We start from the raw sequence: 24,059 nt of genomic DNA, 5'->3' as shown, positions 1-24,059 counted from the left end.
ATTAATATGTACTATATGGAATGTAAGGCATCATTAGTATGAGTGTTAAATGACAGAACAAGGGAAGAGGATTACGGTTGGAATTATTTAAACGCAATAACTTAGATAAGACAGAACTATTGCTACTATATATTATGAAAGAATTAGAAGCGGATAAAGCACCCGTGAAGTTATCGTATAACCAGTTACAGGATTATTTACGTGCTAATCGTAATACAACTTCAAAGGCAATAAAAGGGCTGAAAGAACAGGGGCTATTGTCTGTTACAGTAGGACAAGGGAAAGCTTCGAATACTTACCAACTTAGACTATAGGAACAAGGGTACAGTGGTAAATTATGAAGTTGAATAGAGAGTAACGTGAAACAGTACATGGATATCATTTAATTCTATTGACGTTTGTCCCTGTGAATATGTATTATATTCTTATACATATTAATAATGTAATGTTACCAATGAATTAAGAAAAACTAAACCAATAAAGGGCGTGAAATTTAACGTATTTATTGGACGAAAAGAAAACTTCAGAAATACTTACATATCAACGTTTAATGCCTTTGGTTATACTGTATCGATGTCAAAAGCAAAACCTACGAATTCCGAATTCATCGCAATGGTTGCAGATAAGTTGAGGCTTGAACATAAGGCTTCATAAACGTTATTGTATTGAGAGTTTCATAATGTAAAGTTATCAACAAGTGAAGTTAATATATTTCGATCAACACCGTCTTTCATTCGTTTGTAAATCAAACGAATGAAAAACGGTGTTTTTGTTTTGAATGAGTTTTACAGATAGGATAAAAAGAAAAAAATTTAGTGTTGTCGTTAAATTAAAATATGTCGCTGGACAGTATATTTCAATCTGGAAATTTTAGGAGTTTATGTAGATGTCTTTTAAAAATGTAGCAGGCCGATTTTATACAACATTGGTCTTAACAACTTTCTTTATTATCTTTTCAATTATAGCGATTGAATTCTTTATTCCGAAAACTATATGGATGGCGTGGGAGTTCTCATATCCAACGGAGTATTATACATCTAAAAAGGTGTTTAGTGTTATAGTATCGACGTTGATCCTTTTTAGTATGTTTTTTATGTATTATAAATTTGTTATCAGTAAATTAAATTTAGTATTTACAAATGTAGCGATTATCGGCTATGTATGTATCGTATTAGCATCGGAATTAAAAAAATTATAGTGCAGCGATTAAAAGACTTTGGGGTTGCCGGGTATACTAGCCATTTAAATGAAAAGGTTGAAAGAGAATGGGTATCGAGTCAATTTTCGATGTATCGCATTGGAGAATGGTTTGAGCAAAAAAATGATAAGATCACAAATATAGTATCAAACTATAAAACAACATCTTATAAAGTGTTTGCTTTGTACTCATATGTAATAAAGCTATTTATTTTGTTAGCCTTTTTATTTTAAAGCATTGTATTTGACATTTCAATTTGAAATGTCAAGGGAATATTGACAAGCTTATTGGGCTACTGTATCATTTGGTGTAACTTTGTTATTGCAGATTTTGGAAGGGTGTGAAGGTAGAGTTTTATATAAGAAATTATTGGTTTTCATTTTTTGTTTTGAATTTTCCGATGATTAGAAAAATTAAAAACAATCAGTGGGTATTGCATGGTTGTTTGGTAAAAGTCATAGTAATAGAATTTGCATCTGACAATAAGGGGACGCACAGTTAGCCGCATAAATGAAGGAGAATAAAAATGCAGAAAAAATAGTTGGGCTGGGAGGTTGTCGCAGTGATTACTGCGACGATTTTAATGGTGTTTTTATTATTTATTAAACCAATTATCGGCTTAGCTGATAACGGGGATTTTGAACGTATTATGGTTCAAATCGGCTTGGTCTATGCAGGTTCGAACGAAGCGAGGGCAGACAGATATTTTTCGTTTATTCATCATCTATATGCCCGTGTCAATCCTGCTTCGGGTGACTACGTTTCGTCGCAATTAATTCTTATGATGCCTGCTTTATGGCTTGGGCGGTTACTACCTGGTCCGGGGTTTGATATACGTGTTCTTGCGTTGGAATATATTTAGCCCTATACGTAATTGTGAAATTGAACAAAACAAATAATAAGGTTATTAATGGACTGCTTGTTGCTTTGGTGATAATCGTTTTTGTTGATGTTGGCTATATAGTGTATTTTAATTCTATGTATGGTGAAGCGGTTGCGTACATATTTCTTTTTTTAACAATGGCGTTTGGAATTCAGCTTGCGCGTCAGAAATATTCTTCTGTGTGGTTAGTTATATTATTTTATGTTTTGGCAATCATGCTTGCTCTAAAACTCAGTATACACCAGCTGGTTTTATAGTAGCATTACTTGCAATTAGGCTGTGGTTTATGCGTAAGGGTGCAGTATGGAGGAGTTTGATTGTATCAGGAACGGCGTTACTTTTGACTTTATCGTTCATTTGTTATAAAAGTTCACCTGCATGGATTGATAAAATCAATATCTATCAAACTATATTTTATGGAATTCTCAAAGACTCTCCACACCCGGAGCGGGATTTGCGCAATCTTGATGTAGATCCAACACTTGCTGTGAATGCGGGTACACATTTTTGGTCTGATGCTGTGATACCGCAAGAAGACCCGAGACTATACAAGGAGCTTTACGGTAAGATTAAATTTCCTGACATTGCTAAATATTATTTGACTCATCCAGAACGACTTTGGAGTAAACTGGAGGGAACTGCTTTCCTTGGTAATTACGAAAAACAGGACAATCCAACACCGGCGGCACAGGCGGAGGTGTTTTCGCTTTGGAGTAGCCTGAAAGAAAAGTATCATCCCGATGGTTTTTTATAGATTGTACTCTTATATGTTTTATATGGAGGGGGATTTCTACTAGAATATCGCCGGGGACAGACCTTATTCTTTTTTGATGTAATGCTACTATAGTTCAACCTATTTGTTCTAAAATTCAGATTGAATATTAAATTGGGTCTAATAGAACGGCTTAAAAATTTTCAATATTCAGTATTGGGAGGGTTTAGGTCTGTTAGGAGGATAAATATGGAATTTTTGAATAGTAAAGTAGTTACGGTTTTATTAGGTGTATTTTTTGTGATTACTTTGTATGTTAACATTAATACCATATATTATGTGATTTTATCTCTTTTTGGCTTCGGTAGAGCAAAGCGGGACTATGAATTAGTTGAAGACAAGACAAAGTTTTTAATTTTAGTGGCAGCGCATAATGAAGAGAAGGTAATTGGCTCTACTATTGATAATTTGAACAAAATTCAATATCGAGATGATTTATACGATATTTATATTGTAAATGATAATAGTACTGACAGAACTGGGGATATTTGTGAAGAAAAGGGAATGAAATATGTAAATACAAGTGAACAATTATTTCCGCGTGAGGGAGTCGGTAAACCAGCAGGATTGCAATATGCATTACGTTATTTAGGATTTGAAGAGTTGATCAAAAAATATGACTGTTTAATGATTCTAGATGCTGATAATCATGTTGATTCTAATGTTTTACAAGAGTTGAATTCTCAATATATTGCAAAAGAAAAGCCAGAAGCGATTCAAATTTATTTAGATTCCAAAAATTCGGCGACTAATTTGTCTCTTGGTTATGCTATGAGCTATTACTTAACAAATCGTTTCTTTCAGTTGGCGAAATATCGTGTCGGGTTACCGAATGCTATTGGTGGAACTGGATTTATTGTTAAAATGGAGTACCTGATGAAACATGGGGGGTTTTGTTTTGTTTCTTTAACAGAGGATCTAGAGTTAGAAATGGAAATTGTTAAAGATAACGGAAGGGTATTATGGAATCACTTTGTTCGTGTGTATGATGAAAAACCGGATAACTTTAAAGTAAGTATTAAGCAACGGACACGTTGGTCACAGGGGCATTGGTATGTAGCCTTTACTAATTTTAAGCCGATGATGAAAAAGTTATTTACTGAAAAAGGTAAGTTGAAAATTATTGACCAGTTGTTTTATTTATTTGGTATGACACGTGCAGTTCAAATGACTATAACTTTAATAGGTATTTTAATTGCCTTTGGTTATGTTGTTGTTACGAAATCATATCAGGATATTCCGAGCATAGGGAAGCGGCTAGTGGCAATGATTTTGGGGGCTAGTATTATTTCATTGATACTGTTTACTTATCAATTTGTTGTTTGTATGTATTATGCAGTTAAGATAGATACAAATCGGAAATATCAATTAGTTCAGATGAGTTTCTCGATTTTCTATTATGCATACACGTTTATATATGCTCAAATTGTGGGGTTAATCAAATGGAAGCAGCAACATACATGGGTGAAAACGGAACATAACAAAACATCCATAAATCATAAAAAAGACAAATAGTAACTGCGCGGCTTATTATAAATAAAGGAATAAACAAGGAGGAGAGGTACTGGTGGTATCTCTTCTCTTTGTTTTGGTTAGTGAACTCCTCACGACAAGAGGTAAGGAGATTAAAAGGTTACTTTATTAAAAACTATTTCTGTTATAAAGTGAAACTTTAATTAGTGAGGGTTTTCTTCATCCTCACTGATTATTAGCCCTCACCAATCGAGCTTTTACGGGCGGCCGGTCCTCCATCTAACTTCTTTGCTTTCACTAAATTTTGAGGTGGGGGTCTTACTGCCTGTGAATAGCGGGATAAATATGTTTCTGAAGTTTATGTAAGAATCTGCTTATGATATTATGATATATATGGGTGGAAATATGGTGAATAGAGAAAATAAACAGTCCTGCAAAACAGGACTGGATTATTCTTCATCTTTATTTTGTTTTTCTAGCTCAACTAACTTTTGAACTAAAATGTGCTGCGGCATATGCATAATTTGCTCAAGTGGAACACCTAGAGCTTTTGATAAACGAATTGCAGTATCCGGAGAAATTTGTAATGGTTTCATAGAAGTACCTCCTTTTTCGTATAGTATAGCATAAGATTGGGGGAGTGAGGATGACTCTTATATTCGCGCACCGCGGTGCGGCGGGGGCGTATCCAGAAAATACAATGATTTCATTTAAAGCTGCGGAATCGTTTCAGGCAGACGGGATAGAATTAGATGTTCAATTTACGAAGGATAAAAAAGTTGTTGTGATTCATGATGAAACTGTCAATCGTACAACGAATGGAAAAGGTGCCGTTCGTAATTACTTATATGAAGATTTGCGAAAATTGAATGCGAGTCACCAGTTTTCGGAAAAGATAGGTTTTTGCAAAATTCCTTTATTAGAAGAAGTGCTAGAATGGCTAAACTCGAATTGTTTGTTGCTCAATATTGAATTTAAAAATAATAAAATTCCATATTGTGGTTTAGAAGAAGAAGTTATAACACTTATACGAAAGTTTGGCCTAGAAGATCGAGTTATTTTTTCTTCTTTTAATCATTACAGTATGAAAAGATGTCATATGATGGCTCCGGATATTCAAACGGCCATTTTGTATCGAGAAGGTTTACATAGCCCGTGGGCGTATGCGCGAAAAATGGGGGCTACTGCGATTCATCCGAACTATCGTTACCTTCAGGATGCAATAGCTGAATTAACAATGGAGAGCGGAGTTGAAGTGCGGCCTTATACAATTAATGATGAAACGGTTATGCGTAAGTATTTTGATATGAACATATCGGCGATTATTACTGATTATCCAGAAGCAGCGAGAGTGTTATTACAAGCGAAAAAATGAGACCTTTCATTAGAAGGGTCTCATTTTTATGTTCTTTTATCTTCTGAAACGAGCTTGTACTTTGTTTCGTTTACGATCACGATGTACAACAAAGCCTCCAAAGATATAAAAACCGATTGCAAAGCAGAATACACCTATTAAAAATTGTAACCATAATACAGGGATTGGAGATAAAAGAATACCAAATACAGTATCTCTCATCAATTTTATACCTAGCACTGCTAATGAGATGGGGATGAGTGCTAATAGAAGAGCAAGGTAACGCTGCATAGATAACGCTCCTTTTCAGATAATTTTGTATATATCAAATGATGTTATATAGAAAGGGGATTTGTCAAGTGATTGCTGAACGAGTAAGATAAAGGTGTGAAAAATCTTGCAGAGATACTTCGAGAGGAAGTGGGATGTGTGAAACAAAAAGTATTAATTATTGGAGCGGGCGAAGGCGGAAGTACGATTCTTGGTTTGCTGCAAAATTCGAATATATTTAAAGTCGTTGGGGTTATCGATATAAATCCGAATGCAAAAGGATTACAGATTGCGCAAGAACAAGGTATTGCAGTTGGAGAAGATTTAGATTCTTTTCTTACAGTGGATGTGGATGTAATTTTTGATATGAGTGGTGATTACCATTTACATAAGGTTTTATTCGCAAAAAAGCAAGAAAATACACTCCTTATACCAGGGGATGTTGCGAAGATCGTTACGAAGTTGGCACATGAGAAAGAGAATTTAATTGAAAAACTGAAAGGCCAAACGCAGCAAGGAAATTTGATTTTAAATTCTACTCATGATGGAATGATTGTCATTGATTCAGAAGGTTATGTGAAATTATTTAACAAAAGTGCAGAACGTATAACGGGTTATAAAGCGAAAGAAGCGACTGGGAAATATATTTTAGAAGTAATTCCGACTAGTAAGTTACTTCGTATTATACGAACGAAACAAATAGAAGTAAATCATGAATTGACGTTAGGAAATGAAAAGAAGATTATTACAACACGTATTCCTATTTTAAAAGAAGATGGAGAGGTGCAAGGGGCATTTGCAATTTTTAAAGATATTACAGAAGTTGTAGATTTAGCGGAAGAAGTTACAGATTTAAAAGAAATTCAAACCTTATTGGAAGCGATTATTTATTCATCTGAGGAAGCGATTTCTGTTGTAGATGAGAAAGGAAGAGGTCTTGTCATCAACCCTGCTTATACAAAGTTAACAGGCCTTACAGAGGATGACATAATTGGAAAACCTGCAACGACTGATATTGTAGAGGGGGAAAGTATGCATATGAAAGTACTTCGGACGCGTAGGGCGGTACGAGGGATTCATATGAAAATTGGTCAGAAAAAACGAGATGTCATTGTAAATGTCGCACCGGTTATTGTTGATGGTATATTGAAAGGTAGCGTTGGTGTTATTCGTGACGTATCCGAAATTCAAAAATTAACGCATGAATTAAACCGGGCAAGACAAATTATTCGGACGCTAGAAGCGAAATATTCTTTTGAGGATATTGTAGGAACGTCTGATGAAACGATGGCTGCAATAGAGCAAGCAAAGCTGGGAGCAAACACACCAGCAACCGTATTACTTCGCGGGGAGTCAGGGACTGGTAAAGAGTTATTTGCGCACGCTATTCATAACGGGAGTAATCGGAAATACAATAAGTTTGTTCGTGTAAACTGTGCTGCTATCTCGGAAACTTTATTGGAAAGTGAATTATTTGGTTACGAAGAAGGAGCTTTTTCTGGTGCGAAAAGAGGTGGTAAAAGAGGTTTCTTTGAAGAAGCAAATAATGGGAGTGTTTTTTTAGATGAGATTGGGGAACTATCTGCGAATACGCAAGCGAAATTATTGCGCGTTTTGCAGGAAAAAGAAATTGTAAAAGTTGGAGGAACAAAACCAATTCCTATTAATGTTCGGGTGATTGCAGCGACGCATGTAAATTTAGAAAAAGCAATTTTGGAAGGTGCATTCAGAGAAGATTTATATTATCGACTAAATAAAATTCCAATTCAAATTCCGTCTCTTCGTCAGCGAAAGGCAGATATTCCAGCTATATCAGAACGATTGATTCAAAAAATTAATCAAGATTATGGCCGGAATGTAGAAGGGTTAACAGAATCGGCTATTGAATATTTGCGATCGTATGATTGGCCGGGGAATGTCAGGGAGCTTGAGAATATTTTGGGACGGGCGATTATTTTTATGAACTATAATGAGATGTATATTGATGTACATCATTTGCCTTCTTTGCATAAGGAAGATCAAGTGGAATTAAAAGGAAATAATTTATTGCCAGAATTAGAAGAAAAGCCCCTTGAACATTTGGTTACGGAGTTTGAAGGGAACATCATACATGAATATTTAGAGAAGTTTGGTGGGAATAAAACAAAGACAGCGAAAGTGTTAGGAATCTCAGTTCGAAATTTATATTACAAGTTAGAAAAGTATGACCATGCAAAAAATAGCATGCAATAAATTGCGTACCATGCAATTTATTGCATGGTACGCAAAAAACAACAATTTAAGACAGAATATTATGTAATTTTCCAAAGTACTGATTTCACTGTATTTTGTATGCGTTTTCATAATTGGTATGACCAATTTGGAAAGTTGGCACGATATTTGCTTATTAAATAGACGAGGGACGACGGAAAGGGTTGATTACAAGATATGAAGTTAAAACACTTAATTGATCAAGCAGCAGGGCAGCCTAAAAAAACTGTGGCTGTAGCAGTGGCTGAAGATCATGAAGTAATTGAAGCAGTAGCTAAGGCAATTCAATTACAGTTAGCTCAATTTCGTCTATATGGAAATCAAGAAAAAATTATGGGTATGCTACAAGAGCATGACTTACAAGTTTCAGAACACGTTCAAGTGATTGCGGCATCATCAAGTGCTGAGGCCTCAGAACTTTCTGTTAAAGCTGTAAGAAATGGTGAAGCAGACGTACTTATGAAGGGGAACATCCCAACAGCAAGTATTTTAAAAGCAGTATTAAATAAAGAGTGGGGACTTCGCAAGGGTAGTGTGTTATCACATGTTGCAGCGTTTGAAGTTCCAAATTACGATCGCTTTATCTTTGTTACAGATGCAGCGATGAACATTGCACCTGATGTAGGGCAAAAAGCTGCTATTATACAAAATACTGTTGAAGTTGCCCGGGCAATAGGAATCGAATTGCCAAAAGTGGCTCCGATTGCAGCGGTGGAAGTTATTAATCCAGCGATGCAGGCGACAATCGATGCAGCGATGTTAACCCAAATGAATCGTCGTGGACAAATTAAAGATTGTATCGTTGATGGACCGCTTGCTTTAGATAATGCTGTATCACAAATTGCAGCAGAGCACAAAGGCATAGTAAGTGATGTAGCAGGTAAGGCAGACATTTTACTCGTCCCAACGATTGAAGCTGGAAACGTGCTATATAAATCGCTTGTCTATTTTGCAAATGCAAATGTAGGAGCGATGATTGCTGGCGCAAAAGCACCGATTGTTTTAACATCTCGTGCAGATTCAGCAGAAACAAAAGTATATTCATTAGCTTTAGCAGTTGCGACTGCTTCTAAATAAACCAAAAGGGTAAAACAATTAGGGGGAAATGACAATGACATTAGAAATCTTCGAATACTTAGAAAAATATGATTATGAGCAAGTAGTATTTTGTCAAGATAAAGAATCTGGATTAAAAGCAATCATTGCAATTCATGATACAACACTTGGACCAGCCCTTGGTGGAACAAGAATGTGGACATATGATTCTGAAGAAGCGGCGATTGAAGATGCATTGCGTCTTGCAAAAGGGATGACATATAAAAACGCAGCAGCTGGTTTAAACCTAGGTGGTGCAAAAACAGTTATCATCGGCGATCCACGTAAAGATAAAAGTGAAGCAATGTTCCGTGCATTAGGACGTTACATCCAAGGTTTAAACGGGCGTTATATTACTGCAGAAGATGTTGGTACAACTGTTGATGATATGGATATTATCCACGAAGAAACTGATTTTGTGACAGGTATTTCACCTTCATTTGGTTCTTCTGGTAACCCATCTCCAGTAACTGCTTATGGTGTTTACCGTGGTATGAAAGCAGCAGCGAAAGAGGCATTTGGTACAGACAGCCTAGAAGGTAAAGTAATTGCTGTTCAAGGTGTTGGTAACGTAGCATATCACCTATGCAAACATTTACACGCTGAAGGTGCACAACTAATCGTTACAGATATTAATAAAGAAGCGGTACAACGTGCAGTAGAAGAATTTGGTGCAACAGCAGTTGAACCAAATGAAATTTACGGTGTAGAATGTGACATTTATGCACCATGCGCATTAGGTGCAACAGTAAATGACGAAACAATTCCACAACTTAAAGCAAAAGTAATTGCAGGTTCTGCAAATAACCAATTAAAAGAAGATCGTCACGGTGACGCAATCCATGAAATGGGAATTGTATATGCACCAGACTATGTAATTAATGCAGGCGGTGTAATTAACGTAGCAGATGAATTATATGGATACAATAGAGAACGTGCATTAAAACGTGTAGAGTCTATTTATGACACAATTGCAAAAGTAATTGAGATTTCAAAACGTGATGGTGTACCAACTTATGTTGCAGCAGATCGTCTAGCTGAAGAGCGTATTGCAAGCTTGAAAAATACTCGTAGCACGTTCTTACGCAACGGCCATGACATTATTAGCCGTCGCTAATCTATCATATACAACTTCTACAAAAGCTGTGGTTACCTCTTACGAGGTTTCCACTTCCTTTTGAATTTATAGGTGGAGGTAGCAACATTGTCCTTAAATCGAATCCTTGTTATTAATCCGGGTAGTACATCCACAAAAATAGGTGTTTTTGATAATGAAAGACCCGTTCTCGAAGAAACCATTCGTCATGATGTGGATAAAATCGGTAAATATAAACGAATTATTGATCAATATGAATTTCGAAAAGAAACAATTTTAGAGGTTTTACATTCTCACGGTATTAATATTTCGAAATTAAACGCTGTTTGCGGCCGCGGGGGATTACTTCGTCCCATTGAAGGTGGTACGTATACAGTGAACGAAGCAATGTTAGAAGATTTGAAAAATGGATATAGCGGTCATCACGCTTCAAATCTTGGAGGTATTTTGGCGTATGAAATCGCTTCAGGATTAAATATTCCAGCATTTATTGTCGATCCAGTTGTTGTTGATGAAATGGATCCAATTGCTCGTATTAGTGGTATTTCTGGCATGGAGCGAAAAAGTATTTTTCATGCGTTAAACCAAAAAGCTGTGGCGCGTAAAGTTGCAGAGGAACTTGGTCGTAAATATGAAGATTTAAACCTATTAATTGCGCACATGGGTGGCGGGATAACGGTTGGTGCTCATAAGCAAGGAAAAGTTATTGATGTAAATAATGGTTTGAATGGTGAAGGTCCATTTAGTCCAGAACGTGCTGGAACAGTGCCGGTTGGACAGTTAATAGAAATGTGTTTCTCAGGTGAGTATTACCGCGATGAAATGATGAAAAAGATTGTTGGACAAGGCGGATTAGTAAGCCTTATTGGTACAAACGATGCAATTAAAGTTGAGAACATGGTTGAGAAAGGTGATCCTGAGGCAACACTTATTTATAAAGCGATGGCATATCAAGTTGCAAAAGAAATCGGCGGAGCTAGCACAGTTCTTCATGGGAAAATAGATGCAATCGTTTTAACAGGAGGACTCGCATATAGCAAAATTCTTGTTGATGAGATCAAGGAGCGCGTTCATTGGATTGCTGATGTGATTGTGCATCCAGGTGAAGATGAATTACAAGCATTAGCGGAAGGGGCACTTCGTGTATTACGTGAGGAAGAAGCTTCAAAAGAGTATGTTGTACGAGAAAAAGAAACGGTAGCTAGGGGTTGAGATAATGGCAAAAGAATATGATTTAGTCATCGTTGGCGGCGGTACTGGCGGATATGTTGCTGCTATTCGTGCATCACAATTAGGGCTAAAAACAGCGCTTGTTGAAAAAGATAATCTTGGTGGCACTTGTTTACACAAAGGTTGTATTCCTAGTAAAGCATTGCTGCGCAGTGCTGAAGTATATGCAACGGCGAAAAAGAGTGAAGAGTTTGGCGTTGTAACGAGCAATGTAGAGTTGAACTTTGCTAAAGTGCAAGAGCGTAAAGAAAAGATTGTAACGCAGCTTCATAAAGGCGTTCAGCATTTAATGAAGCAAGGTAAAATTGATGTGTTTGAAGGTATCGGCCGCATTCTTGGACCTTCTATCTTCTCTCCAATGCCGGGAACAATTTCGGTTGAATTTGCAAGTGGAGAAGAGAATGAAATGTTGATTCCTAAAAATGTGCTTATTGCAACAGGTTCTCGTCCAAACTCTTTACCAGGGTTAGAACTAGATGGAGAATACGTAATGTCATCGGATCATGCCCTAAAAATGGAAACGCTTCCGGAATCAGTTATCATTGTTGGTGGTGGCGTAATTGGAATTGAATGGGCATCTATGCTTGCTGATTTCGGTGTTGAAGTTACCGTATTAGAATATGCAAAACATGTCTTACCGCTTGAAGATCAAGATGTTTCGAAAGAAATGCAACGTCTCTTGAAGAAAAAGGGAATTAAAGTGGTAACAGGTGCAAAAGTATTACCAGAAACATTGGTAAAAGATAATGGAGTAGCAATTCAAGCCGAACACAATGGTGAAAATAAAGAATTCAAGGCAGAAAAAATGCTTGTATCTGTAGGAAGACAAGCCAATACGCAAAATATCGGCTTAGAGAATACAGATATCATTGTGGAAAAAGGATACATTCAAACAAATGAGTTTTATCAAACGAAAGAATCACATATTTATGCAATTGGTGATGTAATTGGCGGTTTACAACTTGCACACGTTGCTTCTCATGAAGGTATTGTTGCTGTAGAACATATTGCTGATAAAGAAGTTATGCCAATCGATTACTCTATGGTATCGAAATGTGTATACAGTAGTCCAGAAGTAGCTTCTGTTGGTTTAACAGAACAGGAAGCAAAAGAAAAAGGCTATAAGTTAAAAGTAGGTAAGTTCTCATTCCGTGCAATCGGAAAAGCACTTGTATATGGAGAATCAGATGGCTTTGTGAAACTTGTAGTTGATGAAGAAACAAATGATATTCTCGGTGTTCATATGATTGGCCCACATGTAACGGATATGATTTCTGAAGCGGGTCTTGCAAGAGTACTTGATGCAACACCTTGGGAAGTTGCACATACAATTCATCCGCATCCATCATTATCAGAAGCAATTGGTGAAGCTGCATTAGCAGTAGATGGAAAAGCGTTACACGCATAAAAATGTGGATTTAGGAGGTTATGAAAATGGCAGAAGTAAAAGAAAAGCGCCATGAAGAGCTTGGCTTAAGTGATGAGCAAGTAGTAGAAATGTATCGTACGATGTTGCTTGCACGTAAAATTGACGAACGTATGTGGTTGTTAAACCGTGCAGGGAAAATTCCATTCGTAATTTCTTGTCAAGGACAGGAAGCTGCACAAGTAGGCGCAGCATTTGCACTTGATCGTGAAAAAGATTATGCATTACCATACTACCGTGATATGGGTGTAGTACTAGCGTTTGGTATGACAGCAAAAGAGCTTATGTTGTCTGGCTTTGCAAAAGCAGGAGATCCAAACTCTGGTGGCCGTCAAATGCCTGGTCACTTCGGTCAGAAGAAAAACCGTATTGTGACAGGTTCATCACCAGTTACAACACAAGTGCCTCATGCAGTAGGCATTGCACTAGCAGGAAAGATGGAAAAGAAAGATTTAGTAACGTTTGTTACCTTCGGTGAAGGTTCTTCTAACCAAGGTGACTTCCACGAAGGTGCTAACTTTGCTGGCGTACACAAATTGCCTGTTATTTTCATGTGTGAGAATAACAAATATGCAATTTCTATCCCTGTTGAAAAGCAATTAGCATGTAAAAATGTATCAGATCGTGCAATTGGTTACGGTATGCCAGGATACACAGTGGACGGAAATGACCCACTTGCAGTATATAAAGCTGTAAAAGAAGCAGCGGATCGTGGCCGCCGCGGCGAAGGTCCAACTTTAATTGAAACAGTATCATATCGTTTAACAGCACACTCTAGTGATGACGATGATCGTGTATATCGTGATAAAGAAGAAGTAGAAGAAGCGAAGAAAAAAGATTCCATCTTTACATTTGCTGCTTACTTAAAAGAGGTTGGCGTGTTAACAGAGGAATCTGAAAAACAAATGTTAGATGAAATTATGCATATCGTAAACGAAGCAACAGAATATGCAGAAAATGCTCCGTATGCAGCACCTGAAGATGCATTGAAGCACGTATACGCAGAATAGGGGGGAACGTTTCATGGCTGTAATGTCTTATATTGACGCGATTACATTAGCAATGCGCGAGGAAATGGAACGCGATGAGAAAGTATTTGTATTAGGAGAAGACGTTGGTAAAAAAGGTGGCGTATTTAAAGCGACAAATGGATTATATGATCAATTTGGTGAAGATCGTGCGCTTGATACACCGCTTGCAGAATCTGCAATTGCAGGGGTAGCAATCGGGGCAGCGATGTACGGAATGCGTCCAATTGCTGAAATGCAATTCGCTGATTTTATTATGCCAGCAGTAAACCAAATTGTTTCTGAGGCAGCAAAAATTCGTTACCGTTCTAATAATGACTGGACTTGTCCGATCACTGTGCGTGCACCGTTTGGTGGCGGCGTTCACGGTGCATTGTATCACTCACAGTCTGTAGAAGCAATGTTTGCAAACCAACCAGGTTTAAAAATTGTTATTCCTTCTACACCATATGATGCAAAAGGATTATTAAAAGCGGCAATTCGTGATGAAGATCCAGTACTATTCTTTGAACATAAACGTGCATATCGTTTAATTAAAGGCGAAGTACCAGAAGATGATTATGTATTACCAATCGGAAAAGCAGATGTAAAACGTGAAGGTGATGATATTACTGTCATCACATATGGATTATGTGTTCACTTTGCTCTTCAAGCTGCTGAAAAATTAGCGAAAGATGGCATTTCTGCTCACATTCTTGATTTACGTACTGTATATCCATTAGATAAAGAAGCGATTATTGAAGCAGCTTCTAAAACAGGTAAAGTTCTTCTTGTAACGGAAGATAACAAAGAAGGAAGCATTATAAGTGAAGTAGCAGCAATTATTGCAGAAAATTGCTTATTTGACCTTGATGCACCAATTGCACGTCTTGCAGGTCCAGACGTTCCAGCAATGCCATATGCACCAACAATGGAAAAATTCTTTATGGTAAATCCAGATAAAGTTGAAAAAGCAATGCGTGAACTTGCGGAATTTTAATCGGGGGGACTATACATGGCTGTAGAAAATATCACAATGCCTCAGCTTGGGGAAAGTGTAACGGAAGGTACAATTAGTAAATGGCTCGTAAATGTTGGCGATCACGTAAATAAATATGATCCGCTTGCAGAAGTAATGACAGATAAAGTAAACGCAGAAGTACCATCTTCTTTCACAGGAATTGTGAAGGAGTTAGTCGCTGCTGAAGGTGATACACTTGCTGTAGGTGAAGTCGTTTGTGTGATCCAAGTAGAGGGCGCGGATGAGGTAGCTGCGACAGCTGTAGAAGAGAAAACAAAAGAGGAACCAAAAACAGAAGTGGCTTCAGCTGAAAAAGCACCAAAAGTGAAGCAACCAACTGATGGCAAACCTCGTTTCTCACCAGCTGTATTAAAACTTGCAGGTGAGCATAATATTGATTTAGATGCAGTAGAAGGTACGGGTGCAAATGGTCGTATTACACGTAAAGATATTCTGAAGCTTGTGGAATCTGGAAACATTCCGGTAGTTGGTGCGAAGAAAGAAGCAGCACCTGTATCTATGCAGGCATCACAAGAAGCACCAAAAGTGACTGCACCATCAGCTCCAAAGACAGAAGCGGCAAAACCTGTATCTGTACCGACAGTACCTGGCGATATTGAGATTCCGGTAACAGGTGTACGTAAAGCAATTGCTGCGAACATGCTGCGTAGTAAACACGAAGCACCTCACGCTTGGATGATGATTGAAGTAGATGTAACAAATCTTGTATCATACCGTAATTCAATTAAAGGCGAATTTAAAAAGCGTGAAGGCTTCAACTTAACATTCTTTGCATTTTTCGTTAAAGCAGTTGCACAAGCATTGAAAGAATACCCACAAATTAACTCAATGTGGGCTGGTGACAAGATTGTTCAAAAGAAAGATATTAACCTTTCTATCGCTGTTGCAACAGAAGATGAATTATTTGTACCAGTTATTAAACAAGCAGATGAGAAAACAATTAAAGGTATTGCTCGTGAAATTACTGAACTTGCAGGAAAAGTTCGTACAAAATCATTGAAAGCAGACGAAATGCAAGGCGGTACATTTACAATTAATAACACAGGATCATTTGGTTCTGTTCAATCTATGGGTATTATTAACCATCCACAAGCTGCTATTTTACAAGTAGAATCTATTGTAAAGCGTCCAGTTATTATGGATAATGGTATGTTCGGTGCACGCGACATGGTTAACCTATGTTTATCCCTTGATCATCGTGTACTGGATGGCTTAATTTGTGGTAAATTCTTAGGACGTGTAAAAGAAATTCTTGAAAATGTATCAGAGAATAATACGTCTGTATATTAATAAAAAGCTCGCGTCTGCGAGCTTTTTACTTTAGAAAAAATATATTTCTTCACTTTTTATCCCACAATAAAAAATGCCTTCCATTAATGTGACAATGAATAATAATGTATTATGAATTTACGAAAATACATTGCTGATATCCAGTATATAGATATACAATAAGAAAAGAATTTTTTTTTGGAAAATCTTACTGATGAAACTGTAGTATAATGTATTGTATTGTTTAAAAAAGAAAGTTATTCTATATAAGTATTTTATAGATTAATGTGCAATCAGTCGTCAAAATATAAAGAATGTTGACTCCTGGTTTTTTATTTTGCCTTAACAATGTTTCAGGAGGATGTCATGAAGAGAAGTACCGAATTTCTAAAAAGTTTAGATGTAAAATTAATTTTAATTTTGTGTATATTATGCGTCACGAGTATAGCTGCCATATATAGCAGTCAACAAACAGGACAATATGGAAATTCAAATTTTGCAATGAAGCAAGGGATTAACTATGTGATAGGTATTGTGTTATTACTACTTGTTGCAAGTATTGATTTAGATCAACTGCAAAAATTAGCGTGGCCATTTTATATTGTTGGATTTGCTTCAATTATAATACTTAAGATTTCACCATTCAAAGCTTTAACCCCTGAAATATTAGGGGCAAAAAGATGGTTTAAAGTCCCGGTTCTCGGGGCAATCCAGCCATCAGAGTTTTTTAAAATTGCGTTGCTTATTTTAGTTGCTAGTTTAGCAGTCAAGCATAATGAAAAATATAGGGTACGGACTTTTCAAACGGATTTAAGATTAATGGGTAAAATTATTTTAGTATCGATTCCACCTGCTCTACTCGTATATAGTCAGCCTGATACAGGGATGGTTTTCCTATATGCTGCAGGGGTTGCATGTATTTTGTTTATGTCAGGTATTCAAAAGAAATTAATTGCAATATGTACAGTTATTCCACTGACCATATTGTCCACGTTAGTATTTATATTTTTGAAATACCCAGACATTTTTTTCAACAAATTGGTTACTTTACTAAAGCCGCATCAACGGTCACGAATTTTGGGTTGGTTGGATCCATTTGAGCATGTGGATCAAGGTTATCAAACACAACAATCGATTTTAGCGGTTGGTAGTGGGGGAATGGATGGAAAAGGATTTGGATATGGAAGTGTATATATTCCTGAAAAGCATACCGATTTCATTTTTGCTACAATTGCTGAAGAAGGTGGATTTTTAATTGCAGCTTTTGTTGTATTTATGTTCCTGCTTCTTTTATATCGAACAATTATAATTGGGTATTCAGCAGATAATCTGTTTGGTACATTATTATGTGCAGGAGTAATTGGTGTTTTAACATTACAAATTTTCCAAAACGTTGGTATGATTGTTGGATTAATGCCGGTAAAAGGAATTGCGCTTCCGTTTTTATCATATGGAGGAAGTTCCTTATTCTCGAATATGATGATGATGGGGCTCGTCTTATCGGTACGGAAAACATACAAAAAGTATATGTTTTCAGTTAGTTAATTTTTATGTAAAAAGGCTGATTCGTTTTCATGCGAATCGGTCTTTTTTGTATAGATGATCTTAATCATCACAAACTAAAGGGAGTGTGAAAGTTTGTGATGATTAAGGAGTGCAAATTCATGCATATGCATATTTTTGAGGGAGCACATCATCTTTCTCATATAGAATGGATGATTCGAGCTATAATAGCATATATCTTTCTAATTATTGTTGCCAAAGCAATGGGACAACGCTCCATTGCACAACTCCGCTTCTTAGATGTGGTATTAGTTTTATTGTTAGGTGGAAATATTTCCAATGCACTATCCGATGAAAAAGTGGGTTTAACAGGCTCGATGATTACAACTTTTATGCTCGTTGTTCTTCATATCATAAGTTCGATTTTAATGTTGAAATGGGATCGGTGGAGACGTTTTTTAGAACCAGCTCCGGTTATTCTCATACATAATGGTTCAATCGATTTTAGCAATTTGAAAAAAGCAAGAATTACGGTAGAGTATTTATTTTCTGAATTACGCTTACAAAATATTAGTGATATTAAAACAATAAAATTAGCATTATGGGAAGCAAGTGGTGTTGTTTCGGTATTTCAGTATCCAGAATATGAAACGGTATCTCGGCTGGATATGAAAGTAGCTGGTAAAAAATCACCTATTTCATTTATTCTTGTAAAAGACGGGAAAATTCAAAAGGATGTGCTTACTTTATTGGGGAAAACGGAAACATGGGCAAAGGAGGAATTATCAAAAAAAGTATCAATTGAATTGATTCAATTAGCAACGATAGATGAAATGGAAAAAATAAATATTTTGTTAAAAAAATGAAATGAATACGCATTTTACCATCTTATGCATATGATACAATAGTGTGGACAACGAAATAAAAAAAGAAGGGTTTGTTTCGATGGGATATGTAGAGGAGTTACGAAAAGTAGTTGGTCATCGCCCTTTAATTTTAGTTGGTGCTGTTGTTCTCGTATTAAATGAAGGTGGACATGTTTTATTACAACAACGAACAGAACCGTATGGAAAATGGGGATTGCTTGGTGGTTTAATGGAGCTTGGAGAATCCACAGAAGAGACAGCTTGCCGTGAAGTATATGAAGAAGCAGGAATTTATGTGAAAAATTTAAAACTCATTAATGTGTTCTCTGGAGCTAATTACTTTATAAAATTAGCGAATGGTGATGAATTTCAATCTGTAACGACTGCTTATTATACAAATGAATATGAAGGTTTGCTAGCTGTCAATAAAGAGGAAGCGGTTCAGCTTAAATTCTTTCCCGTTACAGAATTGCCTGAGTATATTGTAGGATCACATAAAAAAATGATTGAAGCATATGAGAAGATAGAAAAAGAAAGTAGAAATAATATATAATAGCTATAGAAATACAAAAACACAGTTCTGGTTGGTAGTCCAGACGCATACTAGTATGTCAGTAACCTTCCCCTCCGGGATGTCCAGTATTTCTAATTTTTTTCTAAGGAGGGGCTGTCGATGAAATTGACAGTATATCATGATGGTCAGTTTTTTGTAGGAATGATTGAGGATACACATAAAGGAATTTTGTATGCAGCGAGGTATATTTTTGGTGCTGAGCCATCAGACGAAGAGATACTTGTATTTGTAAATAATACGTTGCTAACGTATTTTAATCACTTTGCCAAATGCGGTGTTAAAGTGGAAGAGAAAAAGCGTCCGAAAAGTATAAAACGTATCATAAGAGAAGCTGCAAAAGAAATGCATACAAAAAGCTTTACGAAGGCACAAGAGGCAATTAGTTTATCTTATGAATTGCATAAGCAAGAAAAGCGAGTGCAATCTAAGGAACAGCGTGAAGCAGAAAAGCAGAAAAAACGCCTTATCAAAGTGCAAAAAGCAAAACAAAAGCATCGCGGACATTAAGAAAAAACGTCTTAGGACACTTGTTCTAGGACGTTTTTTCTATACGCATAAGAAGAATACAAGTAAGTTTACTTGTATTTCTAAAACGGTAACTGGTAAGATATATAGAGAGATCTAGAGGAGGGAAAACATTGATTAACTTTAACTTTTTTATGAATGATGTTGTCCGTCAAGCGCGTGAAGAAATTGTTTCCGCTGGATATACAGAATTAACAACACCATCCGCAGTTGATGAGGCATTTAAGCAAACAGGTACGACACTTGTAATGGTAAACTCAGTATGCGGTTGTGCAGGTGGTATTGCTCGCCCTGCTGCTGCGCATTCCGTACATTATGATAAACGTCCAGATCACCTTGTAACAGTATTTGCGGGGCAGGACAAAGAGGCAACAGCACGTGCACGTGAATATTTTGAAGGATATCCACCATCTTCTCCGTCTTTCGCATTATTAAAAGATGGAAAGATTGTAACGATGGTTGAACGCCATGAAATCGAAGGCCATGAGCCAATGCAAGTCATTGCAAAATTACAATCGTACTTTGAAGAGAATTGTAAAGAGGTTTAATAGAAAATAAAAAACGGTACATACACTTATAAGTGTATGTACCGTTTTTTATTTTGTTCCATTTATTAGGATGTTTGTGGGCAGTAAAATCCTGATTGGTGAGGGCTAATAATCAATAGAAGTTAAAGAAAGTCCCCCTCTGATTAAAGTTTCACTTTATAGGAGGTGAAGTTAATAACATTTGTTTATAATCATTTGTAATGAGAGGGAATATACATGAAATGTATAATTTATACACTAATTTATACATTAATCAACCTAGAAAAACCGTTTTAATAGAATTTGTATTTTATTTTTATTTTAATTGTTGCATAAAAATAAAATTATTGCTACAATACAAACATCGAATAAAAATTCTATAAAACTTTTAAATATACATTATTAGGGGGAAGAAATATGAAGAAGTTATTATCAATTTCATTTGCACTTATTTTAATAATAAGTATGTTTAGTGCTTGTAGTAAGGGAGAAACAAAGGAATCGAATACGAAGAAAGATAAGAAAGTACTCGTTATGGGTACTTCAGCAGACTATAAACCTTATGAATATGTGGAAGCTTCAAAGAGTGATGAAATTATCGGTTTTGATGTTGATATTGCAAAGTATATTGGGAAAGAACTTGGTTATGAAGTGAAAGTGAAAGATATGGATTTTGGAGGATTGTTAGCATCGCTTAGCTCGGGGAAAGTTGACTTTGTTATGGCTGGTATGACACCAACTCCAGAACGTAAGGGAAATGCGGATTTTACAGATATTTATTTTGTTGCTAAAAACATGATTGTTTCGAAAAAGGATTCAGGTATTAAGTCATTACAAGATTTGGAAGGTAAAAAAGTAGGGGTACAAACAGGTTCTATTCAAGAAGAAAAAGCGAATGAATTTAACAAGCAAGTGAACTTCCAGGCGGAGGGGCGTGACCGTATACCAGAAATCGTACAAGAAATTCAGGCTGGACGTTTTGATGCTGCTATTTTAGAAGATACAGTTGCTAAAAATTATTTAGAAAAAATCAAAGGTTTACAAGGGATTGAAATTCAGGAAGCTCCAGAAGAAGTAGGAGCAGCAATTGCCCTTCCAAAAAATAGTGACAAAACAGCAGAATTTAATAAAGTGATTAAGAAGATGCAAGAAAATGGTGAAATGGACAAATTAGTGAAGAAATGGTTTGGCAGCAAAAAATAAGCTGCCTTTCTCTTTTCTGTGAGAGGAATGACAAAAGATGAACTTAGATTTTTCGGCAATTACTCCGTCGATACCATATATATTAAAGGGACTAGAAGTTACACTGAAAATTGTAGCAGTATCTGCTTTAGTTGGTTTTATACTTGGAACGTTATTAGCACTTTGTAAAATTGCTAGAGTAAGAGTGTTAAATATCGCTGCTGATTTATATACATCGATATTTCGTGGTACACCACTTGTCTTGCAATTAATGATTATTTATTTCGGTGTTCCGCAAATGATTGGATATGATATACCAGCATTTTTAGCAGCGGTACTTGCATTTAGTTTAAATTCGGGTGCATATATGTCAGAGGTAATTCGTGCAGGAATTCAGGCTGTTGATAAAGGACAGACAGAAGCTGCGATGGCTCTCGGTGTTCCATATAGAAAAATGATGAAAAATATTATTTTACCACAAGCATTAAAAAATATATTACCAGCGCTTGTGAACGAATTTGCAACACTTACGAAAGAGTCGGCAGTAGTGACAGTAATTGGTGCGACTGATTTAATGCGCCGTGCATATATTGTAGGCGGTGAAACGTTTAAATATCTTGAGCCGTTACTATTTGTCGGACTTGTTTACTATATTCTAGTAATTATTCTTACATTAGTCGGGAAAGCAATTGAAGGGAGAATGAAGAAAAGTGATTAAAATTGAAAACCTTCATAAATCATTTGGACAAAATGAAGTACTAAAAGGAATTACGACAACAATCGAAAAGGGCGAAATTGTTGCGATTGTTGGACCGTCTGGGTCAGGAAAATCAACATTTTTACGTTGTATGAACGTACTAGAAACACCTACAAATGGTCACATTTGGATTGGGAATGAAGAAGTGACCAATCCAAAAACAAATATTATGAGTGTTCGTGAAAATGTTGGAATGGTGTTTCAACATTTTCACTTATTCCCTCATATGACAGTATTAGAAAATATTACGTACGCACCAGTAAATGTAAAAGGTGTGGCAAAACCAGAAGCAGAGAAAGAGGCGAAGGAACTTCTTGAAAAGGTAGGATTGCTCGATAAAAAGGATGCATATCCAAACCGTCTTTCAGGTGGACAAAAGCAGCGTGTAGCCATTGCTAGAGCATTGGCAATGGAACCGGAAGTTATGCTTTTTGATGAACCAACATCCGCACTAGATCCTGAAATGGTAAAAGAAGTATTAGAAGTAATGAAATCTTTAGTGACTACAGGAATGACAATGGCAATTGTGACACATGAGATGGGATTTGCAAAAGAAGTAGCTGATCGTGTGCTCTTTTTAGATGGTGGAAAGCTTGTTGAAGATACAAGTCCAGAACAGTTTTTTACAGAACCAAAAAGCAAACGCGCACAAGAATTTTTACAAAAAATATTGTAACATGTAAAAGTTACGTGAATAATAAGGAGAAAAGGATGACAGCTTGTCATCCTTTTTTTATACTTACTGTAAATACGTTTATACATATAGGAGCAATGATATGTTTAGAATTGGATATCGTACAGTGAAAACAGCAGTTGGAACAGGTGCGGCAGTTTTTATTGCGCAGCTATTCGGTTTGGAATTTTATAGTTCTGCGGGCATTTTGGTTATTTTGTGTGTGCAAAATACGAAACGAAAATCACTCCAAGCATCTTTGCATCGGTTTTTAGCTTGCTTATTATCGATGGTATTCTCGTTTTGTATTTTTGAAACAATTGGTTATACACCACTTGCTATTAGTTTGTTACTTCTTACTTTTATCCCAACAGCTGTTATGCTTAAAATTCAAGAAGGAATTGTTACAAGTTCAGTTATTGTCATGCATTTGTATTCATTAAAACATATCACATGGTTAGCGATTGGAAATGAAATTGCAATTTTAACAATTGGAATTAGTGTGGCTTTATTGGTAAATATGTATATGCCAAGTGCAGAAAAAAAATTAAAAGGGTATCAGGAAAAAGTAGAATGGAATTTTAAAACGATTTTATTTGAGATGGCTGTATATTTACGAAATCGAGATAGTACATGGGCTGGAAAAGAATTAATTGAAACAGAGGACATTTTAAAGCAAGCAAAAGAGTTATCCTTCAAAAAACTTGAAAATCAATTTATGCGAGAAGATGATTATTATTATCGGTATTTTGATATGCGTATGCAACAATTTGAAATTTTAGAGCGGATTATGCCGCTTGCAGCTTCCTTATCGTGGTCATATGAGCAATCAGATATGATTGCGGAAGTGATTGGAAACGTGGGGAATTCTATTCGTCCTGAAAGCACAGGTCTTATTTCACTTAGACAATTACAAGAAATGCGAGAGATTTTTAGAGAAATGCCACTTCCTAAGACACGTGAAGAATTTGAAATGCGTGCGAAGCTTGTTCAACTTGTTTATGAAATGGAGCAATATTTACTTATTAAAAGTAGGTTTAAAGGGAAGGATAATGTGAAAGAACTTATATAAATCCAAATTAAAAAG

23 protein-coding genes and 3 pseudogenes are annotated in these 24,059 nt (G+C 36.2%); 24 read left to right on the top strand and 2 right to left on the bottom strand.

Features of this window, described 5'->3' with window-relative positions:
* Positions 1-77: 77 nt before the first annotated feature.
* The 6 genes and pseudogenes from C564_RS0117180 to C564_RS0117160 all read left to right on the top strand — a co-directional run bounded on the left by C564_RS0117180 (position 78) and on the right by C564_RS0117160 (position 4,368).
* Positions 78-314, top strand: coding sequence for a helix-turn-helix domain-containing protein (locus C564_RS0117180; protein ID WP_018766151.1), 237 nt, complete (start codon positions 78-80; stop codon positions 312-314).
* 235 nt (positions 315-549) lie between these two features.
* Positions 550-654, top strand: a pseudogene (locus tag C564_RS37505) (sporulation initiation factor Spo0A C-terminal domain-containing protein); the annotation flags it as partial.
* A 232-nt stretch (positions 655-886) separates the two neighbouring features.
* On the top strand, positions 887-1,198 hold the full coding sequence (locus C564_RS0117175; RefSeq protein ID WP_026008601.1) for a hypothetical protein: 312 nt from the start codon (positions 887-889) through the stop codon (positions 1,196-1,198).
* Positions 1,186-1,425, top strand: a pseudogene (locus C564_RS38435) (hypothetical protein); the annotation flags it as partial. The gene C564_RS0117175 and the pseudogene C564_RS38435, both read left to right, overlap by 13 nt.
* Before the next feature lie 356 nt (positions 1,426-1,781).
* Positions 1,782-2,898 (top strand): annotated as a pseudogene (gene wsfD / locus C564_RS38215) (glycan biosynthesis hexose transferase WsfD); the annotation flags it as partial.
* Positions 2,899-3,042: 144 nt separating this feature from the next.
* On the top strand, positions 3,043-4,368 hold the full coding sequence (locus tag C564_RS0117160; protein ID WP_018766150.1) for a glycosyltransferase family 2 protein: 1,326 nt from the start codon (positions 3,043-3,045) through the stop codon (positions 4,366-4,368).
* 407 nt (positions 4,369-4,775) lie between these two features.
* On the opposite strand, the gene C564_RS34915 is transcribed toward C564_RS0117160, so the two are convergent.
* Positions 4,776-4,922: a YycC family protein gene (locus tag C564_RS34915; protein WP_003200201.1), complete on the bottom strand. Its 147-nt coding sequence runs from the start codon at positions 4,920-4,922 to the stop codon at positions 4,776-4,778.
* Between the two features lie 50 nt (positions 4,923-4,972).
* On the opposite strand from C564_RS34915, the gene C564_RS0117150 reads away from it, so the two are divergent.
* Positions 4,973-5,701, top strand: a complete 729-nt coding sequence (locus C564_RS0117150) for a glycerophosphodiester phosphodiesterase (RefSeq protein WP_018766149.1) — start codon at positions 4,973-4,975, stop codon at positions 5,699-5,701.
* A gap of 36 nt (positions 5,702-5,737) precedes the next feature.
* Here C564_RS0117150 and C564_RS0117145 read toward each other — a convergent pair whose 3' ends face one another.
* Positions 5,738-5,971: a DUF2627 domain-containing protein gene (locus C564_RS0117145; RefSeq protein ID WP_003200204.1), complete on the bottom strand. Its 234-nt coding sequence runs from the start codon at positions 5,969-5,971 to the stop codon at positions 5,738-5,740.
* 138 nt (positions 5,972-6,109) lie between these two features.
* On the opposite strand from C564_RS0117145, the gene C564_RS0117140 reads away from it, so the two are divergent.
* From C564_RS0117140 to C564_RS0117060, 17 genes are all read left to right on the top strand, one after another.
* Positions 6,110-8,182 (top strand): sigma-54 interaction domain-containing protein, encoded by a 2,073-nt coding sequence (locus tag C564_RS0117140; protein ID WP_018766148.1) that lies wholly within the window; start codon positions 6,110-6,112, stop codon positions 8,180-8,182.
* A gap of 195 nt (positions 8,183-8,377) precedes the next feature.
* Positions 8,378-9,277: a phosphate butyryltransferase gene (yqiS, locus tag C564_RS0117135; RefSeq protein WP_018766147.1), complete on the top strand. Its 900-nt coding sequence runs from the start codon at positions 8,378-8,380 to the stop codon at positions 9,275-9,277.
* Between the two features lie 34 nt (positions 9,278-9,311).
* Positions 9,312-10,412 (top strand): leucine dehydrogenase, encoded by a 1,101-nt coding sequence (locus C564_RS0117130; RefSeq protein WP_018766146.1) that lies wholly within the window; start codon positions 9,312-9,314, stop codon positions 10,410-10,412.
* A gap of 87 nt (positions 10,413-10,499) precedes the next feature.
* Positions 10,500-11,603 (top strand): butyrate kinase, encoded by a 1,104-nt coding sequence (gene buk, locus C564_RS0117125; RefSeq protein ID WP_018766145.1) that lies wholly within the window; start codon positions 10,500-10,502, stop codon positions 11,601-11,603.
* Positions 11,604-11,607: 4 nt separating this feature from the next.
* Complete coding sequence (gene lpdA / locus C564_RS0117120) at positions 11,608-13,029, top strand: dihydrolipoyl dehydrogenase (RefSeq protein WP_018766144.1); 1,422 nt, start codon at positions 11,608-11,610, stop codon at positions 13,027-13,029.
* A 26-nt stretch (positions 13,030-13,055) separates the two neighbouring features.
* Positions 13,056-14,057: a 3-methyl-2-oxobutanoate dehydrogenase subunit alpha gene (gene bfmBAA, locus C564_RS0117115; RefSeq protein ID WP_018766143.1), complete on the top strand. Its 1,002-nt coding sequence runs from the start codon at positions 13,056-13,058 to the stop codon at positions 14,055-14,057.
* Positions 14,058-14,070: 13 nt separating this feature from the next.
* A complete protein-coding gene (gene bfmBAB / locus C564_RS0117110) occupies positions 14,071-15,054 on the top strand; it encodes a 3-methyl-2-oxobutanoate dehydrogenase subunit beta (protein WP_003200187.1) in 984 nt (327 codons plus the stop codon).
* A gap of 15 nt (positions 15,055-15,069) precedes the next feature.
* Positions 15,070-16,386, top strand: a complete 1,317-nt coding sequence (locus tag C564_RS0117105; RefSeq protein ID WP_003208433.1) for a dihydrolipoamide acetyltransferase family protein — start codon at positions 15,070-15,072, stop codon at positions 16,384-16,386.
* A gap of 345 nt (positions 16,387-16,731) precedes the next feature.
* Complete coding sequence (locus tag C564_RS0117100; protein WP_018766142.1) at positions 16,732-17,910, top strand: FtsW/RodA/SpoVE family cell cycle protein; 1,179 nt, start codon at positions 16,732-16,734, stop codon at positions 17,908-17,910.
* 119 nt (positions 17,911-18,029) lie between these two features.
* On the top strand, positions 18,030-18,734 hold the full coding sequence (locus C564_RS0117095; protein WP_018766141.1) for a DUF421 domain-containing protein: 705 nt from the start codon (positions 18,030-18,032) through the stop codon (positions 18,732-18,734).
* Positions 18,735-18,813: 79 nt separating this feature from the next.
* Entirely contained in the window at positions 18,814-19,287 is a 474-nt protein-coding gene (locus C564_RS0117090; RefSeq protein WP_018766140.1) for an NUDIX hydrolase, read from the top strand.
* Between the two features lie 120 nt (positions 19,288-19,407).
* On the top strand, positions 19,408-19,815 hold the full coding sequence (locus tag C564_RS0117085) for a YjdF family protein (RefSeq protein ID WP_006095958.1): 408 nt from the start codon (positions 19,408-19,410) through the stop codon (positions 19,813-19,815).
* A 152-nt stretch (positions 19,816-19,967) separates the two neighbouring features.
* On the top strand, positions 19,968-20,381 hold the full coding sequence (locus C564_RS0117080) for a BrxA/BrxB family bacilliredoxin (protein ID WP_003208428.1): 414 nt from the start codon (positions 19,968-19,970) through the stop codon (positions 20,379-20,381).
* A gap of 396 nt (positions 20,382-20,777) precedes the next feature.
* On the top strand, positions 20,778-21,563 hold the full coding sequence (locus C564_RS0117075) for a transporter substrate-binding domain-containing protein (protein ID WP_003200151.1): 786 nt from the start codon (positions 20,778-20,780) through the stop codon (positions 21,561-21,563).
* A gap of 37 nt (positions 21,564-21,600) precedes the next feature.
* Positions 21,601-22,260 (top strand): amino acid ABC transporter permease, encoded by a 660-nt coding sequence (locus C564_RS0117070; protein ID WP_003200153.1) that lies wholly within the window; start codon positions 21,601-21,603, stop codon positions 22,258-22,260.
* Positions 22,253-22,975 carry an amino acid ABC transporter ATP-binding protein gene (locus tag C564_RS0117065; protein WP_018766138.1) on the top strand — a complete coding sequence of 241 codons (723 nt, stop codon included), beginning with the start codon at positions 22,253-22,255 and terminating at the stop codon, positions 22,973-22,975. The genes C564_RS0117070 and C564_RS0117065 overlap by 8 nt, the downstream gene beginning before the upstream one ends.
* Before the next feature lie 100 nt (positions 22,976-23,075).
* Positions 23,076-24,044, top strand: a complete 969-nt coding sequence (locus tag C564_RS0117060; RefSeq protein WP_003200157.1) for an aromatic acid exporter family protein — start codon at positions 23,076-23,078, stop codon at positions 24,042-24,044.
* The last annotated feature ends 15 nt before the right edge of the window (positions 24,045-24,059 follow it).

The organism is Bacillus sp. 105MF (assembly GCF_000374885.1).
Lineage (GTDB): Bacteria > Bacillota > Bacilli > Bacillales > Bacillaceae_G > Bacillus_A > Bacillus_A pseudomycoides.
Note: the sequence above shows the minus strand (reverse complement) of the source record. Positions and strands in the feature narration are given on the sequence as shown.

Excerpts from the sequence above, each read along its gene's own strand:
- C564_RS0117075 (WP_003200151.1), top strand. The coding sequence starts at position 20,778 with ATGAAGAAGTTATTATCAATTTCATTTGCACTTATTTTAATAATAAGT.
- lpdA (WP_018766144.1), top strand. The coding sequence starts at position 11,608 with ATGGCAAAAGAATATGATTTAGTCATCGTTGGCGGCGGTACTGGCGGA.
- C564_RS0117105 (WP_003208433.1), top strand. The coding sequence starts at position 15,070 with ATGGCTGTAGAAAATATCACAATGCCTCAGCTTGGGGAAAGTGTAACG.
- C564_RS0117095 (WP_018766141.1), top strand. The coding sequence starts at position 18,030 with ATGCATATGCATATTTTTGAGGGAGCACATCATCTTTCTCATATAGAA.
- yqiS (WP_018766147.1), top strand. The coding sequence starts at position 8,378 with ATGAAGTTAAAACACTTAATTGATCAAGCAGCAGGGCAGCCTAAAAAA.
- C564_RS0117085 (WP_006095958.1), top strand. The coding sequence starts at position 19,408 with ATGAAATTGACAGTATATCATGATGGTCAGTTTTTTGTAGGAATGATT.
- C564_RS0117160 (WP_018766150.1), top strand. The coding sequence starts at position 3,043 with ATGGAATTTTTGAATAGTAAAGTAGTTACGGTTTTATTAGGTGTATTT.
- C564_RS0117090 (WP_018766140.1), top strand. The coding sequence starts at position 18,814 with ATGGGATATGTAGAGGAGTTACGAAAAGTAGTTGGTCATCGCCCTTTA.
- C564_RS0117130 (WP_018766146.1), top strand. The coding sequence starts at position 9,312 with ATGACATTAGAAATCTTCGAATACTTAGAAAAATATGATTATGAGCAA.
- C564_RS0117100 (WP_018766142.1), top strand. The coding sequence starts at position 16,732 with ATGAAGAGAAGTACCGAATTTCTAAAAAGTTTAGATGTAAAATTAATT.
- C564_RS0117070 (WP_003200153.1), top strand. The coding sequence starts at position 21,601 with ATGAACTTAGATTTTTCGGCAATTACTCCGTCGATACCATATATATTA.
- C564_RS0117080 (WP_003208428.1), top strand. The coding sequence starts at position 19,968 with ATGAATGATGTTGTCCGTCAAGCGCGTGAAGAAATTGTTTCCGCTGGA.
- bfmBAB (WP_003200187.1), top strand. The coding sequence starts at position 14,071 with ATGGCTGTAATGTCTTATATTGACGCGATTACATTAGCAATGCGCGAG.
- bfmBAA (WP_018766143.1), top strand. The coding sequence starts at position 13,056 with ATGGCAGAAGTAAAAGAAAAGCGCCATGAAGAGCTTGGCTTAAGTGAT.
- C564_RS34915 (WP_003200201.1), bottom strand. The coding sequence starts at position 4,922 with ATGAAACCATTACAAATTTCTCCGGATACTGCAATTCGTTTATCAAAA.
- C564_RS0117145 (WP_003200204.1), bottom strand. The coding sequence starts at position 5,971 with ATGCAGCGTTACCTTGCTCTTCTATTAGCACTCATCCCCATCTCATTA.
- C564_RS0117060 (WP_003200157.1), top strand. The coding sequence starts at position 23,076 with ATGTTTAGAATTGGATATCGTACAGTGAAAACAGCAGTTGGAACAGGT.
- C564_RS0117150 (WP_018766149.1), top strand. The coding sequence starts at position 4,973 with ATGACTCTTATATTCGCGCACCGCGGTGCGGCGGGGGCGTATCCAGAA.
- C564_RS0117175 (WP_026008601.1), top strand. The coding sequence starts at position 887 with ATGTCTTTTAAAAATGTAGCAGGCCGATTTTATACAACATTGGTCTTA.